This window comes from Paenibacillus sp. JNUCC 34 (assembly GCF_058269055.1).
On sequence record NZ_CM177770.1, the window covers coordinates 1,195,514 to 1,210,232 of the forward strand.

Genomic DNA, 14,719 nt, shown 5'->3' on the forward strand with positions numbered 1-14,719 from the left:
ATGTTAAATTAAACAGAAGGACGTCCGTATCCAGTGGCGTTCTTTTTGTGCTGAAGAAATATCAGAGCCTGCCTGAAGTTACAGCCAGCAATCTGCCAACCGCCGTATTCCATCATCGATATCTTCTTCCTTGATTCCGGCGAATCCCACAATAAACTCACGTTTATGGTCTGTACTTCCGGAATGCTCCGGTGTTTGGTCATACGTATAGGCAACAGAATGAACACGGATGCCCTGATCCTCGGCAGCAGCCTGTAGTTCCGCTTCAGAGGAGGGATGTTGCAAAGACAGAATCAGATGGAATCCGGCGCCTGTTCCCGATACGACAGCTCGATCTCTGAAATGTTTGCGGATGGAGGAGATGAGAGTATCATGTTTTTTTCGCAGTATGGTTACCATTTTGCGTAAATGCCGGTCGAGAAAGCCATCCTGCATAAAGTGCTCTAGTGTGTGTTGGTGAATCCGGGAAGCCGTGCATTCGAGAAATAAATGATGTTTTATATGATGGTATTGCTCCAGCAAAATAGATGGAAGAATCATGTATTGTATACCGAGTGAAGGTGACAGGACTTGTGCAAATCCACCAAGATAAATGACCCGGCTGTTGGGAACAAGGCCTTGCAGGCAGGGAATGGGCCGGCCGTAATACCGGAATTCTCCGTCATAATCGTCCTCAATAATAAATCCGCCGCATTCTTTAGCCCATTGAAGCAGATCAAGCCGCTGAGACACGGGCATGATTATGCCGGTTGGGAATTGATGTGATGGGGATACGGTTACAAGTGTTGCTCCGCTAGCCCGAAGAGATTGCTGATCCAGCCCACCCGCTTGCAGAGAAATCGGATGGATGGAATATCCACTCTGGCGAAACAGTTCGGGGTACTGTGGGTAACCGGGATTCTCAACGGCGATATCTTTCCCGTATGGGCGAAGCAGGCGGCATAATAGTTCCAGAAGCGGGTATGGGTCTGATCCGATTACGACCTGTTCCGGTGAACAGGATACACCCCGCATAGTACGTGCATACTTAGCAATCTCATAACGAAGCCCTTCCTCACCTTGAGGGTCGCCATAGAAGAGAAGGTCTGAGACCTTTTCCTCCTGTAGAACACGGTTGTAAGTCCTTCTCCATTCGGTCAACGGAAAATGTTCATAATCGTTTTTCGACATATGAAAATCGTAGCGGTAGGAGCGGTGCCGTGGCAGCTGCCTCCCTTGAGGGGGAGGTGGTTCGGCCGGTATGGATATAAGTTTATCCGTCAGTTTTTGCACAAAATAACCGCTGCGTGGTCGGCTCAGGATGAAACCCTCAGCCAGCAACTGTTGATACGCCATCTCCACCGGAGTTGTACTCATGCCGAGGAAATCGGCTAGTTTACGTACCGAGGGAAGTCGTGCTTGATCCTGCCAGCGTCCGGTGGATATTTCTTTTTTCATGTATTGGTACAGCTGCACGTACAGAGGGAAAGAAGAATCCTCAGCAGACCAGTTCATCTCGGCCAGGTTAATGCTCACATTTTTCATGGTTGTTCATCTGTCCTTTTAAATTAATGAAATCTGTACATATGGATATGGTCAATTCTTTGGTATATTATATGGGATTTGATTGGGAATGAAAATAGGAGGTCATTATGGATACAACATTATGGAATCTGCTGCCAGTCCGCTTTTTGGAAGGGGAGCGAGTATATTTGAGGCCGATTGGACAGGACGACGCGGAAGGATATTTTCGTATGCTGTTTAATCCGGAAGTTCGGAGATTGACCGGAACGCAGCATTCTTCCACATTGGAAGGGGTTCGTCGTTATATTGAGGGCAAGTCGGCTGATGACTCTTCAGTACTGCTGTTAATCGCTTTATCGGATAATGATGAAGTGATTGGGGATATCGCCCTTCAGGATATAGATCACGTTAACCGGAATGCTGGTATTCGAATTGCTATCGATTCGGATAATCATAAGGGTAAGGGATATGGACCAGAGTCAATCCGTCTTCTTTTGGACTATGGTTTCGGGGTTCTTAATCTGCATCGGATCGAATTGCAAGTGTTTGCGTATAATGAACGTGCAATCAAGGCTTACGAAAAAGTCGGATTCAGCAGAGAAGGCGTACAGCGGGACGCGTTATATTATAACCACCAGTATCACGATTCGATTATGATGAGTATTTTGGAAGATGAGTATAGGGCGCTCTATCATAAGCAATAATGGCATCCTATAACGTCTATAGCCATGTGGTCTTGGACGAAATACACCGTTATACGTTACGATGAAAGCATCGAGTCTGAACGTTAAGGAGTATTTTACCACATGATATCTTCTTTTTTTATAACGTTGTACAGTGTGTTTCTTCCAATCTCCCTTCCTGTCATTGCCGGTGGACTATTGAAACGCTTTAAGGGGCTGGAGACAAAGACATTATCCGCTTTATCCCTGTATGTAATGAGTCCAGCGCTCATATTTGAAACACTGGAGAAGGCAACCGTTACATCGGGTGATGTGGCGGTGACGGTCGCATTTTGCATCATGAATGTCATTATTTTATGGCTGTTAAGTACTTGGGTGGGTAAAATGCTGGGACTGTCCCAGCCGGAACGGTCCGGGCTTGGATTAACGACGATGTTCACCAACAGTGTGAACTATGGTCTGCCGTTGGTCTTGCTCGCCTTTGGGCAAGCTGGGCTGGATAAAGCGTCCGTATACGTTATAGTGCAGATCATTATAATCAACACGCTCGGTGTGTATCTGGCGGCAAGATCCCATTTCTCGGCAGCCAAGGCCGTTAAATCTGTTTTTACGCTTCCATCCGTGTATGCGGCGTTGCTTGCCGTACTGATCCGGATGACGGATGCTGCCCTTCCTGAAGGCTTGGAAACAGGGATAGGAATGCTTTCCGCCGCATACGCTCCTCTAGCTCTTGTTATACTTGGGGCTCAGATGATGGGCGTACGTGATGGCAGTGAAATATCGACGATCTCCCGCCGTGGATTTTGGTCAGGGATGGCCATGCGTATGGTTATTGCTCCGCTTGTTGCTTGGGGTATTCTGGCGGCATTATCGGTGGAGGGAACTTTGTTTGCGGTTATTCTTGTTCTGTCTGCAATGCCAGCAGCTGTAAATGCGGTTATCCTTGCGGAGCAGTATGATGCAGCTCCCCGGCTTGTGTCCATGTGCATATTGTGGACGACGCTAGCATCGTTCATTTTTCTGCCTGTTTTGATTGGAGTGCTGTAAAGGCCGGGCCTATGTCCGGTCTTTTTGTGTTCTAATTGTTCTCATGACTACATCTGGCGTATTGACTTCTCTGCTGGATGTAACTATGATAGTTACATTCTTCGATTGGAAAAGTTGTAACGATGGAGGAGAGCATTTTGAATATTAGTACCCGTTTTGCGGTCGCCATTCATATATTGTCTGTACTGGAGCTGAACAAGTCTGGGCTAAGCACTTCCGATTACATTGCAGGGAGTGTCAACACGAATCCAGTAGTAATTCGGAGGCTTATAGGCATGCTCAATAAGGCTGGACTTGTTGAAGTACGACCAGGAGTGGCCGGGGCCAAGCTCAAGGGATCTGCTGCAGAAATATCACTGCTGGATATATACCGTGCGGTTGATGTGGTGCAGGAGAATAATCTGTTTGCGGTTCATGAACATCCGAATGTGAAATGTCCTGTAGGAAAAAACATTCAGGATGCGATCGTGCCCGTGTTCCAACTTGCACAAAATGCGATGGAGAGAGTGCTTCAGGAAGTTACGCTTCAAGATATTGTACAGAGTATCTCACATAAGGATTCCGGGAAGGATATAGACGCTTGTAACCTAGAAGGTTAAAGGCGTCTATCGTCATTTTTGGAACGAGGAAACCATGCACCAGTATGGAGGCTCAATTTATTTAGATTTGTTATGTAAGTTGCAATTGACTTTCCTTTTGTAAGTGACTATAATTATTTATATACAAGTTGTAACTGTTATCGTTACATGTCATACCTCAATTTCGTCGTTCATTATTTAGAAAAAATACATTTATTCAATAATTAAACAAGGAGTGGTTATTATGTCAGCAGTGCTGCATCCGTCCACAGAGCTTGGACATGTTTCTCTTCGTATCCGCAATTTGGCGAGGTCTGTTCGTTTTTATACAGAAGTTATCGGTTTGAAAATGCTTCGGCAGCAAGGAAGAGTTGCCGAACTGACGGCAGACGGCAAGCATACATTGCTCGTGCTTGAAGAGGTGGAGGGTTTAATACAACAGCCAGAGCGGACAGCGGCAGGCCTGTATCATTTTGCGATTCTCGTGCCGGATCGGAAAAGCTTAGGGCTTGTTATCCGAAATCTGGTTGCCCATAACATCCCGGTTGGTCAGGGGGATCACCTTGTCAGTGAAGCTCTTTACCTCAGCGATCCGGACAATAACGGCATTGAAATTTATGCGGACCGTCCGCGTGACACATGGAAACGGGATGAGAAAGGCGAAATCATGATGACTACTGATCCGGTGGACGTTGATGGTTTGCTGGCCGTATCAGAAGGGTTGGAGTGGAGTGGGCTTCCAGCAGGAACCGTGATCGGTCATGTGCATTTCCATGTATCCAATCTTCAGGAGGCGAAGCGGTTCTACTGCGACGTTCTTGGATTTGAATTGACGGCACACTACGGCAGTGCTGCACTGTTCATCTCTGCGGGTGGATACCATCACCATATCGGGTTAAACGTGTGGGCCGGCATCGGCGTGCCGAATACCCCTCGTCATGCGGCGGGTATGAATTATTTTACGGTTGTTCTTCCAAGCGAAGAGGAGCTTGAAGTGGTGAGCGGCAGAATTCATGCGGCAGGATTAACATTGGAAGAGCGGGACGGAGCTTTTTATGTAAAAGATCCTTCCGACATTGAAGTTAGGCTCGTGGTGCAGTCAGCTAACCAATAAATAAACCTGATGGATGAATGCAATAGATAACAAATCAAGAAGGGTGTCCCCAAAGTGGTAACCTTGCTTGAGGGATAGCTCGCTTTAATTAAAAAGGCTATGTTAAATTCTAATGTTGATATTTGACCATAAGAAAACCGCCTTCGTTGAAAAGGCGGTTTATTGCTATCGTGTCCCGTTAGCGCAACGACTTACTCTGTTGAATTTCGTGTTCCTCAACATAAAGCGGCATCAGAGAAGGCGGATCGTACCTTATCGCGGCCTTTAAACGACAAAATGGTGCCGATAGCCACCATAGCCCCATAGCCGCAACGAAATAATGAGCCTAATCCGACAGTGCCCGCATGATGTTGGATTTCGCCTCTGCCGCAATCGCTTCATTCCCGTCATCGACCGCTTGCATTAAGATCAGTATGGGGATGTATACCGCGATCAGCCGCGCCAGCAGCTTCGTTTCCTCGTCCGCTCCTCCGTACGTTTCGAAAAACACGCCGCGAGCGTAAGGTGGTAAAAAGCTATAAGCAACGCTCAAATCGCAAGCCGGATGGCCTACGCTCAGATCGCCCCAATCAATGATGCCGGAAACGATCCCGTTCTCATTCACAAGCATATTTTTGAAATGAAGATCGCCATGTAGCAGTGCATTCACCGCCTCGACACGGTCCTTTTGCAGCCTGCTAATATACGCTTCGATCACACCGGACTCCTCCGGCGACAAGTGTTCAACCACCTTAGATAGAAAGCCCTCCAATTTCACTTTGCGCGATGCTATGTCCGTCAAGTTTCGATGATCTTGCTGAACTCCGCACTTCAGCGCCGCCTGCACCGGAAACTCATGCAATCTCCGCAAAAATTTCGCCAGCGTCTCTGCCGATAAAGCCCGACGTTCTTCCGTCAAACCGATTGGGAAATCTCCTGGCACGTAGGCATAGCCAAGAAATGGTGCCGGGTATTCGTCACTTGCTTCGCCATAAAACAACGGTTTCGGATAGGGGATGGTCATATATGCCTCCAGCTTCGGCAGCAGCTTCCCTTCCATACGAATCGAGCCAACTGCAATCGTTCTTCTTGGAAACCGGAACACGTACTCGTCACCGATGAGAAAAACCGTATTGTCCCAGCCCCAGCCCAATCGCTTCACTTGCTTCGATGACAGCTGAGGGAATTGTCTGCCGATCAGCGTCCGCGCCTGCTCTTCGTTAACCTCCCACTCCGCATCCCATACATTCGTTCCTCCCATGAATTGTCTGCCTCCTCGTTCCTTACGTTATTATTTAGATGTTTACATTCCCTGGAAGTTACGCATAACTGCCCGTTAGCTTAACAAGAATAAGCAGAAAGCCGAAGTTTGGTGTTCGTGTCGGTCACAGTAAACAGGCACGATTTGACCAACATATTTTTCTTATTCGATGCGGTATTCTCATATTCCTTGCTGTCTAAGTAACGAAACCACGCCAAGTAATTCTGCAAATACTTTGTTGCAACACCATTGAAGCGATCCATCCATTTCTTCAAGCGGCTGTGGTAGCTGTTTACGTTTTGGATATGGTACACGCCTTTCACACGTTGTTTTCCGTCGGATTTGAATCGGTAATGAGTCATGCCTTTTGAATTCGCATAGGAGCTAAATGCCCTCCATGAATCAGTGCATAACACGTTTGAGTCAGATAGATGACCACCAATCGCTTCGTCTAATTTTGTAGTCCGAATACGTCCACGCCCAAGTACGCCAGAGTAAGTCATTTTCTGACGGTCACGGGCAACCAGCACGCACACTTGATCGTGGCTTATACCACGATATTTCGCTTTGCCGCCACGTTTACGTGGCTTGCGTTCGGCAATATTCCGCTTGCCCTTTTCCGAGTAAAGAAAGTAGGTCTCGTCCATTTCAACAATATCTTGAAATGCTTCGGTTGGAATCTGCTTCAGAGCGGAAAGAATCTTATGCCGCCAGTAAAACAAGGTGACATGCGTGACTTCATCGTTTAACTGCTCTGCACATTTTCTCAGAGAAAAGCCCTCAATCATGCATTCGATAAAACGAACCCACATATGAGGTCGCCTCGTTCGTTGCAGAGGGGTGTTCGTAAGGTCATTGAATGTTTGGCGACAGGACTTACAACGGTAACGTTGACGTTTAACCTCTCCAGTGCGTGTTCTTACAGCGTACTTTCCAAATCGAATAACAGAATGGTTTTTGCAATGCGGGCAAACAAGTCCATCTTTATGCTTCTGCTCTTGAATTTCATCAATCGCTCGAACTGGAAGTGCCACTCCCTTGGTTCGGGACTGCAAAAAGTAGATAAGTTCTCGCTTACCATTATCGTCCAACGTATCAGCAAGCTTTTTCAGTTCCTTTAAATCCATGGGCAAATCATCTCCGAACAGTTATATTGCCCTTATTATAGAACACTTGTTCGTAATTATCAAATATCAACAACAAAGTTTAACATAGCCATTAAAAAAGATACGAAAAATAAAGAAATGGTGGTGCAGGAGGTTTGAACTGTGACCCGAGAGATGGACACTTTGAAAAAAGTGCCCTCTCTCGGGTCATTTTACGTTTATTTATTTTACACGTCGTTGCTACAAAGCAGGATTTTTAGTTAAATGTAATCATCAAAAATGGTTGCTTAAAAAGATTTATAAAAAGTAACAAATGTGATATTATGTAAAAGATGGTTATTGTAAAGGAGTGATTATTATGACTATTTCTATTTTAGCTCTAATTTCTATGGGAATAATCTTAGTGTATGCCATTGCAATAACGATTATAGTACAGTTAGTTGGTATGAGATTATTCAAAGACAAATCCAATATGTATTTTCTATACGCTTCTATTATATTGGTGATCCAAACTTATCTTATAATTAAAGACTTATTATCTAAACATACTTTAAGTTCTGCCAATATTTTATTTTTCTTAATGGCGCTTATGTTTATTGTCCAAGGAGTAAGGAGAAAGAAAATAGATATTAAATGATTTCTTCCAGTTGGTTGACCGCAGTCCCAGTTTTTTCACTTGTGATTTCTGCCGTTTGGCCTAAGAAACCGCTCCTTTTTAGATGGTTGCTGGACACTTCCATTCTACCAAAGGGCGGTTTCTTTGCTTATGTGTTTTGAATTGGACATGCACGAAGCAACGGAGAGGACGAAGCGATTCCGTTGAAGCGTAGCGTCTCATAACAGGCAGAGGGGGTGATGTTATGCCAATTTGTCAAAAATGCGGCTGTTCTTGGAACTGGAAAGAGACCTTCCTCAAAATACTCACATTTAAAAACAAGTTAATATGCCCTTCCTGCAAGTCACTTCAATATGTCTCAAAGAAATCGAGACAACGAATAAGACTGATTTCATTACTATCCATTAGCATGATGGTCCCTATGGTGTCCATGGGTATGCGCATCGGCTATATTTTGATGTATGCATTGATTCTATATGTTGTACTGATTGCTTGTATGCCATTTTTTTATATGTTCAGTAACGAAGATGAGCCGATGCTTTAGCCTGTTTGCGTTTACAGCTGAGTTAATCCCTCAAGCGTCCGGATCATATGTTCCACTAGATTGGGGATGTCCGACATGTTATCCTCGTTGATTTTGTGCGGGAATTTGAGTTCAATCGTATTTTTGTAAACGATAGGATCTTCGCCGTAAATACAGCTAAGCGTCTGCACTGGAGTGATCTGAGGCTCCCATATGACCTGCAGCAGCTCTGAAATACGCCGACACTGCTCGGGTACAATCTTGACCTCTGTATAGAAACGGAGGGAAAGCGCGCAGCCTGGCTGTTCTTCCGGTGTTTCCAATAATTCAGCAGCAAGGTCTTTTAAAAAAGCTTCAAGTCGGATCTCAGCTTCTGCTCCAGTTCGTGGGACCAGCTCGAATTTGAGACTGAAAGCTCGAGACATGACGGCCATATCCATCCGGTCTGTCCGGCCTGTGACTAGAATCCTCTCGTCCAGATTATCCAGATCATAGACCACATTCTCCATGGCAACTTTCAAATTTTCAAATATGGTTGGATCGAACATACAGACACTTCCTTCTGACAATGATGAGTAAATACATGAATGTGGATAATATACCATACCCGTTATAGAGAGGAAACAATATAAGCATATATTAATATGCCAACAATGACGAAAATGGATTGACCTGTTTAAAAGGTCATGATAAGATTTTGCCTAACAGTAAAATTAATTTTACCGGTAAATAAAAGTGAGGTGTTAAAGTGAAAATTACTGGTGTGTATAAAATCAAGACACATGAACAGTTGAAAGCCATTGCCGACCCGCTTCGAACCAAAATATTGATGAACCTCGTGAAGAATGAATATACAGGCCAACAGTTAGCAGAAATGCTGAGCATTACCCGTAACAATATTTATTTTCACCTGAAAGAGCTGGAGAAACATGGTGTGATCCAAGTGGTCAGGAAAGAAGAGAAGAACGGGATCGTTCAGAAATATTATCGTGCTGTAGCAAGCCGTTTTATTCCGGACGAGCATCTGCTTCCAAGTGAGGATCTTATCGAAACGTCCAGGCAGGTGTTTATGGAAACATTAGAGGTCACACGAGCGAAGATTGTGAATGCGCCGGCGTCATCTTTTGCACTGAATTCTAGTAACGAGACGTTAAGAAAAAATATCGCGTCAACGTATTCCTTACGTGGTAATGAGGAGAATTTTACGGCTTTCATTGAGGAGTTCAAAGTTTTGCTTGATAAGCATTTTGTGAAATCCGCTCTTGAGGGTTCAGGTGAGAACGGAGAGGAGAAAAGCTATTATTTGTCTTTAATCAGCTTTCAAGACGATGACGAAGACATCACAATTCAATAATGAAACGGTGGGAAAACTTATGAATAATGAGATTATTATTGATGATGCATGGTTCACTGTATCCAAAATTGACGATGACACGTTTGCAATAAGCGAGTTCGGCCACTGGGAGAAGGTTCATTCCTACCTGCTGATCGGACAAGAAAGAGCGGCACTTATTGATACAGGACTCGGCATCGATCAGATAAAACGTATGACTGATCAGCTCACAGACTTACCAATCATCGTTCTAACCACCCATGTGCATGCGGATCATATCGGAAGCCACGGCCAGTTTCAGCAGATTTACGTGCATGAAGCCGAAGAAGACTGGCTTGTAAACGGAATTAAAGGACTAGGGATCGAGCAGATCCGGAAAGACATGTTCAGGGATATTACAAGACCGGTTCCGGAAACGTTTGATCCGGTATCCTACAAGCCATATCAGGGCAAACCAGCAGGATTGTTGCGTGATGGGGATGTGATTGAGCTTGGGGGACGGAGCCTGACGGTATACCATACGCCGGGCCATTCACCGGGTCATATCGCCTTGTTCGATACCAGCCGAGGCTTTCTGTTTACAGGAGATTTGCTGTACGACGAGACACCGGTATATGCTTTTTATCCGACGACGGACCCTGTGGATCTTGTGAATTCGCTGGATAAAATCTCAAGCATTTCCGGGGTAAAACAAATATTCGGCAGCCACAACAGTATAGGACTGGATCCGGATTGGCTCACAGTTACTCAGCGCGCAGTAAGGGATTTACGGGAAAAAGATCTCGTCCGCCATGGCACAGGTATACATACATATGAAGGACTGCGCATCCAATTCTAATGAGTAGAGAGTAACTGAATCCTTACAGTAAGAAGAAACGCCTTCATTGTCCTTTTTAAAGGGCGCGCGGCGTTTCTGCGAGAAATATAAGCCAAGTAAAAGTGAAGTATAAAACTTATACTTTCTTAGATTTTAAAATAGGGCGTTTCCACCGCAGGATAAACATACTGTTGGAAAACGCCCTTAAATATTATTATTTGATCTTAGTAACCTCTTCATCAATCCTCCAGCCACTGTCCGCTAAATAGCGGAAGGTTACATCATATGTTTGGCTTTCATGATCACCGACAGGAACTTTAAAACGGAATTTTTTCGCCGTATCTCCGTTCTCCAGTAATTCCGCCTTCGCTTTAGACCAGTCTGTCAGACTGCCGCCGTCCGCATTAGGCTGAGCAAGTCTTCCGTTCACTTCAACAAGATTTCCCGATTTCACTTGAGCGACCCAATACTGCTGAACTTTCTCTGGTGTGAATATCTCCAGTAGGTAAGCGGTCCATTTTTCCTTCGTACTTAGATCCTTGCCCATCCAGCGGTAATGATCGCCTTTTCCCTTAATGGGAAATTCCTTGATTTCACCCTCGCTTGTTGCATTTCCTCCTGAAGAGATATGCCAGTAATGCGCTGCTGCCTTGGTTGCAAGCTGTTTTGCTTCCTGTACGCCGAAGGCCGTCACTTTATTCTCAGTCGATTCCGGTAGTCCGCTGTTCGGTAAATCTTCTTTCACTGAAACAGCGTCAACAAACCACGAGTTACCAGCCTTAACAACGGTGATTCGCAAATTAATAGGTGCTTCCGGACCCATAGATGTTGCAGTATCCACGTGCAGTTCAACAATTTCCTTGTTGTCGTTCACTTTAGATTGCTTTGTTATGGTCCATTCTGTAATCCAAGGACTTGATACACCGGTAACCCAGTTAAGTTCCTGGAACTTCGGCTTCATTTTTTTTTGCATTGATTTGGAGAATGTTGCGTACTGGATGTGTGCATTTCGTTTCTGCAGGCCGAAGACATACAGTTCCGCAGCTTGGGTTGGATCAGTAAGAATGAGACCTTGAGCCGGTTTGATTGGCGTCTTCGCCGTTGTGTTGTCTGTCATTGTGTTCGATTTGGCCGGCTTAACGGCAGCTTGTGGATTGTTCCCTGCTGGGGAATGTTCTCCTTCAGATGCGTATGCTGTCCCCGATAACATCATTGTTCCCGCCAGTAGGGCTGCTGCCGCTGTTTTGAAATGATTTGATTTCATACTTATCGCTCCTAGTCTCCTGACATGTACGACAGCTGCAACTCTGCCGCATCTACTTTAGAAACGATCAAGCTGGATGAAACGTTACAGGTTTTGCAAAAAAACTTCAATTTTTTTCGCCAGACTTGCTACGTTATTATTGATGGTTCGTCTTATAGGTTGGAACAACCCTTTGTTAGCTTCGTTCCATGTTCTTGCCGTAATAAATTTCGTCCATTTCGAGCTTCAGGCGTTCCGTAATTTCCTGTTGCTCTTGCGGAGACAGCTTATCCTTCGTGTAGCCGAACAGATAGTTATCAAGGTCAAACTGCTTGAGCTTGCATTTGGTATGAAAAATGTTCTCCTGATACACGTTGACATCAATCATGTCATACAAGTCTTGCACCTCGTCCGGAATATAGTTCTGGATGGAGCTGATCTCATGATCGATGAACAGCTTGTGTCCGCTGATGTCCCGGGTAAAACCTCGCGTTCGATAGTCAATCGTTATAATATCTGTATCGAAGGAATGGATGAGGTAATTCAGGGCCTTGAGGGGCGAAATTTCCCCGCAGGTAGACACATCAATATCGGCACGGAAGGTGCTGATGCCTTCATCCGGATGATACTCGGGATAGGTGTGAACAGTAATATGGCTTTTGTCCAACTGGAGAACGACATTGTCAGGCAGCGGTCCGGGTGATTCATCGTATGACGCGTCTGAAACCTCGACGACAGGTCCCTCGGATACGAGCACGGTTACACTAGCCCCTTGTGGGACATAGTCCTGTTGGGCGACATTCAACACATGGGCCCCGATAATATCGGATACATTTTTTAATATTTTGGTGAGACGGTCGGCATTATACTGCTCATTGATATATTCAATGTACGCTTCGCGCTCTTTCTTGGTTTTCGTATAGCATATATCGTACATATTGAAGCTAAGAGATTTCGTGAGATTGTTGAATCCATGGAGGGTGATACGCTGTTCCGGTTCTGGTTTCATATGCCATTTCCCCTTATGATCAAGTATTGGATAAGTCACGGTATATTCCTATCTTTTCCAAAAATATACCTTCTTACTCTTAGAATAGAGAATACGTGTAGGCAAGGTCCTTAACATGTCCGTTATCTCCACTGTGATCCGACAAAAGGCTGCCCTGCAGTGGAATTCACTGTAGAAGCAGCCTTTTTATCAAGTGTAGCTGTTATTATATTTATTTCAAAAAGGGCAGATCGTGCTCAGACTTCCTTCGTTCCGACGAGTGCGACGCCTTTAATAACGCTGGATTCCATAGAGTCAAAACTAACGTTCTGTGAGATGGACATTTGCAATCTGTCCTTTTCAAAGGTAAGAGCCATACTCAAACAAAATGGAGTCTCTACCAACTGCTGTGTAAGCAGGAGCATATTATCCTCTTTCCAGGTGGCGCTTGCTGCCACAGTCTCCGTAACCCCCCTCAACAAGGAGGTTAATCCTACATTCCAACCGTTAGATCCATACACAGTCTGATGCTCTCCGGCAGCGTTCTGAATGGTTACGGTAATACTGCCTGATTCTAAGGTGAAGGATAACGTGTTAAATCCAAGCTTATTCTCTTCTAACTGATAGGTTAAACCTGACCACTCCTGTGCATGCGGAGATTCGCGCTCATAAACAGGTGGTTCGAGTGACAGTGATTTTAGCTTATCCTGCAGAGCCCCTGAAGCCTCACTATCGGTATCGATAGAGGACACAGGCTGTTGAAAGGCAGGGAGCAGGACATCCCACACCACATTTAAGACGCCATCCAACTGCATCGTACCGCTTGTAATCGCTATAACGGCATCGTACTGTGGCATGATGATGATGAACTGGCCGAAAGCACCGTCTCCCCGGTACATGCCGTGACGGCATCTCCAGAATTGATAACCGTACCCTTGGTTCCAGTCATTGTCTGGATCATCTCCGTTGGATATTTGTTTTGAAGTGGCTTCCTCTACCCAGGAAGCGGGTATAAGCTGTTTATCCTGCCATAACCCCTTCTGAAGATACAATTGACCGAACTTGGCAATATCCTCGGTTTTAACGGATAGCCCCCAGCCACCGCAATCAAAGCCGAGAGGACATTTCTCCCAAGTGGCATTTTCAATGCCGAGCGGCTCCAGAATCCGTGGTTGCAGGAAATCCAGTAAGGATCCGTCTGTCAATTTTTGCAGGATAGCTCCTGCTATGTAAGTAGCACCACTGTTATACGTAAAATGAGTTCCCGGCGCGTGTTCTACTGGTGCATGCAGAAAGACTTTAATCCAGTTCTCTCCATGCGTCCGGTTGAGCGAGGCGAGCGGGTCCTGATGATGGCCGGAGCCCATGATCAGGAGATGGCGAATCGACATCGCAGCAAGATGATCGCTGACCATATCCGGTGTTTCGTCTGGAAAGAAGGAAATGACCTGATCGTCCAAAGAGAGCAGACCTTCATGGACGGCGAGTCCGATGGCAGTAGAAGTGAAGCTTTTGCTCAGAGAGAACATTGTATGAGGCAAGTCTTCCCGGTAAGGTGCCCACCAGCCTTCCGCGATGACATGACCGTGGCGCAGAGCCATAAAGCTGTGAAGCTCAATGCCGCGTTCCCGTACAGCGTCTGGAAACCGAGATAAGGCGGCCGATGATATCCCTTGCTGTTCTGGTGTGCTTCGCGGCAGAGAATAAGAATGGGTCATAAGATTATCGCTCCTTTTGATGTAAGATGATTTTATGCTATCGCAGAAGGAAGCGCTTTACAATACATAACAACACACGGGTATCTCAAAAGGGTCAGTTAACGTGGGAGCTCCTTAGTCTGTATTAAAACACTACGCGTACGAGCCATTCCGGCCACCTAAGTATGAGTCCTTGGGCGGTTAGGTGCATCCGAAAAGGCTGTTACGACA

Annotated in this window: 15 protein-coding genes; 8 read left to right on the forward strand and 7 right to left on the reverse strand. The window is 45.5% G+C overall.

Annotated elements, in window-relative coordinates; all coding sequences use genetic code 11:
- Nucleotides 1–78 precede the first annotated feature (78 nt).
- Nucleotides 79–1,524: a MocR-like pyridoxine biosynthesis transcription factor PdxR gene (gene pdxR, locus AC2TF5_RS05465; RefSeq protein WP_491301204.1), complete on the reverse strand. Its 1,446-nt coding sequence runs from the start codon at nucleotides 1,522–1,524 to the stop codon at nucleotides 79–81.
- 107 nt (nucleotides 1,525–1,631) lie between these two features.
- Between pdxR and AC2TF5_RS05470 the strand changes: the two genes are divergently transcribed.
- From AC2TF5_RS05470 to AC2TF5_RS05485, 4 genes are all read left to right on the forward strand, one after another.
- Nucleotides 1,632–2,207, forward strand: coding sequence for a GNAT family N-acetyltransferase (locus AC2TF5_RS05470; protein WP_491301205.1), 576 nt, complete (start codon nucleotides 1,632–1,634; stop codon nucleotides 2,205–2,207).
- A 102-nt stretch (nucleotides 2,208–2,309) separates the two neighbouring features.
- Nucleotides 2,310–3,233: an AEC family transporter gene (locus AC2TF5_RS05475; RefSeq protein ID WP_491301206.1), complete on the forward strand. Its 924-nt coding sequence runs from the start codon at nucleotides 2,310–2,312 to the stop codon at nucleotides 3,231–3,233.
- Between the two features lie 137 nt (nucleotides 3,234–3,370).
- Nucleotides 3,371–3,832, forward strand: coding sequence for an Rrf2 family transcriptional regulator (locus AC2TF5_RS05480; RefSeq protein ID WP_491301207.1), 462 nt, complete (start codon nucleotides 3,371–3,373; stop codon nucleotides 3,830–3,832).
- Between the two features lie 223 nt (nucleotides 3,833–4,055).
- The gene (locus AC2TF5_RS05485; RefSeq protein ID WP_491301208.1) at nucleotides 4,056–4,925 is read left to right on the forward strand and encodes a VOC family protein; all 870 of its coding nucleotides are present in this window, start codon (nucleotides 4,056–4,058) and stop codon (nucleotides 4,923–4,925) included.
- Nucleotides 4,926–5,250: 325 nt separating this feature from the next.
- On the opposite strand, the gene AC2TF5_RS05490 is transcribed toward AC2TF5_RS05485, so the two are convergent.
- Nucleotides 5,251–6,165, reverse strand: a complete 915-nt coding sequence (locus AC2TF5_RS05490; RefSeq protein ID WP_078503234.1) for a phosphotransferase — start codon at nucleotides 6,163–6,165, stop codon at nucleotides 5,251–5,253.
- Between the two features lie 80 nt (nucleotides 6,166–6,245).
- Entirely contained in the window at nucleotides 6,246–7,292 is a 1,047-nt protein-coding gene (locus tag AC2TF5_RS05495; RefSeq protein WP_491301209.1) for an IS1595 family transposase, read from the reverse strand.
- A 337-nt stretch (nucleotides 7,293–7,629) separates the two neighbouring features.
- Here AC2TF5_RS05495 and AC2TF5_RS05500 point away from each other — a divergent pair, with 337 nt between their 5' ends.
- Together AC2TF5_RS05500 and AC2TF5_RS05505 are read left to right on the forward strand one after the other, a co-directional pair.
- Nucleotides 7,630–7,908: a hypothetical protein gene (locus AC2TF5_RS05500; RefSeq protein ID WP_491301210.1), complete on the forward strand. Its 279-nt coding sequence runs from the start codon at nucleotides 7,630–7,632 to the stop codon at nucleotides 7,906–7,908.
- 223 nt (nucleotides 7,909–8,131) lie between these two features.
- The gene (locus AC2TF5_RS05505; protein ID WP_491301211.1) at nucleotides 8,132–8,431 is read left to right on the forward strand and encodes a TIGR04104 family putative zinc finger protein; all 300 of its coding nucleotides are present in this window, start codon (nucleotides 8,132–8,134) and stop codon (nucleotides 8,429–8,431) included.
- Between the two features lie 11 nt (nucleotides 8,432–8,442).
- Here the strand turns inward: AC2TF5_RS05505 and AC2TF5_RS05510 are convergent, their stop codons facing one another.
- Entirely contained in the window at nucleotides 8,443–8,958 is a 516-nt protein-coding gene (locus AC2TF5_RS05510) for a hypothetical protein (RefSeq protein ID WP_491301212.1), read from the reverse strand.
- A gap of 200 nt (nucleotides 8,959–9,158) precedes the next feature.
- Here AC2TF5_RS05510 and AC2TF5_RS05515 point away from each other — a divergent pair, with 200 nt between their 5' ends.
- Both AC2TF5_RS05515 and AC2TF5_RS05520 read left to right on the forward strand, forming a co-directional pair.
- On the forward strand, nucleotides 9,159–9,764 hold the full coding sequence (locus tag AC2TF5_RS05515; RefSeq protein WP_491301213.1) for an ArsR/SmtB family transcription factor: 606 nt from the start codon (nucleotides 9,159–9,161) through the stop codon (nucleotides 9,762–9,764).
- A gap of 19 nt (nucleotides 9,765–9,783) precedes the next feature.
- Nucleotides 9,784–10,581, forward strand: coding sequence for an MBL fold metallo-hydrolase (locus AC2TF5_RS05520; protein ID WP_491301214.1), 798 nt, complete (start codon nucleotides 9,784–9,786; stop codon nucleotides 10,579–10,581).
- Between the two features lie 193 nt (nucleotides 10,582–10,774).
- On the opposite strand, the gene AC2TF5_RS05525 is transcribed toward AC2TF5_RS05520, so the two are convergent.
- From AC2TF5_RS05525 to AC2TF5_RS05535, 3 genes are all read right to left on the reverse strand, one after another.
- Nucleotides 10,775–11,824 carry a DL-endopeptidase inhibitor IseA family protein gene (locus AC2TF5_RS05525; RefSeq protein WP_491301215.1) on the reverse strand — a complete coding sequence of 350 codons (1,050 nt, stop codon included), beginning with the start codon at nucleotides 11,822–11,824 and terminating at the stop codon, nucleotides 10,775–10,777.
- 175 nt (nucleotides 11,825–11,999) lie between these two features.
- A complete protein-coding gene (speD, locus tag AC2TF5_RS05530; RefSeq protein WP_491301216.1) occupies nucleotides 12,000–12,812 on the reverse strand; it encodes an adenosylmethionine decarboxylase in 813 nt (270 codons plus the stop codon).
- 236 nt (nucleotides 12,813–13,048) lie between these two features.
- Entirely contained in the window at nucleotides 13,049–14,509 is a 1,461-nt protein-coding gene (locus AC2TF5_RS05535) for a serine hydrolase domain-containing protein (RefSeq protein WP_491301217.1), read from the reverse strand.
- Nucleotides 14,510–14,719 lie beyond the last annotated feature (210 nt).

Excerpts from the sequence above, each read along its gene's own strand:
- speD (WP_491301216.1), bottom strand. The coding sequence starts at position 12,812 with ATGAAACCAGAACCGGAACAGCGTATCACCCTCCATGGATTCAACAAT.
- AC2TF5_RS05485 (WP_491301208.1), top strand. The coding sequence starts at position 4,056 with ATGTCAGCAGTGCTGCATCCGTCCACAGAGCTTGGACATGTTTCTCTT.
- AC2TF5_RS05475 (WP_491301206.1), top strand. The coding sequence starts at position 2,310 with ATGATATCTTCTTTTTTTATAACGTTGTACAGTGTGTTTCTTCCAATC.
- AC2TF5_RS05500 (WP_491301210.1), top strand. The coding sequence starts at position 7,630 with ATGACTATTTCTATTTTAGCTCTAATTTCTATGGGAATAATCTTAGTG.
- AC2TF5_RS05495 (WP_491301209.1), bottom strand. The coding sequence starts at position 7,292 with ATGGATTTAAAGGAACTGAAAAAGCTTGCTGATACGTTGGACGATAAT.
- AC2TF5_RS05520 (WP_491301214.1), top strand. The coding sequence starts at position 9,784 with ATGAATAATGAGATTATTATTGATGATGCATGGTTCACTGTATCCAAA.
- AC2TF5_RS05490 (WP_078503234.1), bottom strand. The coding sequence starts at position 6,165 with ATGGGAGGAACGAATGTATGGGATGCGGAGTGGGAGGTTAACGAAGAG.
- AC2TF5_RS05470 (WP_491301205.1), top strand. The coding sequence starts at position 1,632 with ATGGATACAACATTATGGAATCTGCTGCCAGTCCGCTTTTTGGAAGGG.
- pdxR (WP_491301204.1), bottom strand. The coding sequence starts at position 1,524 with ATGAAAAATGTGAGCATTAACCTGGCCGAGATGAACTGGTCTGCTGAG.
- AC2TF5_RS05510 (WP_491301212.1), bottom strand. The coding sequence starts at position 8,958 with ATGTTCGATCCAACCATATTTGAAAATTTGAAAGTTGCCATGGAGAAT.
- AC2TF5_RS05505 (WP_491301211.1), top strand. The coding sequence starts at position 8,132 with ATGCCAATTTGTCAAAAATGCGGCTGTTCTTGGAACTGGAAAGAGACC.
- AC2TF5_RS05535 (WP_491301217.1), bottom strand. The coding sequence starts at position 14,509 with ATGACCCATTCTTATTCTCTGCCGCGAAGCACACCAGAACAGCAAGGG.
- AC2TF5_RS05525 (WP_491301215.1), bottom strand. The coding sequence starts at position 11,824 with ATGAAATCAAATCATTTCAAAACAGCGGCAGCAGCCCTACTGGCGGGA.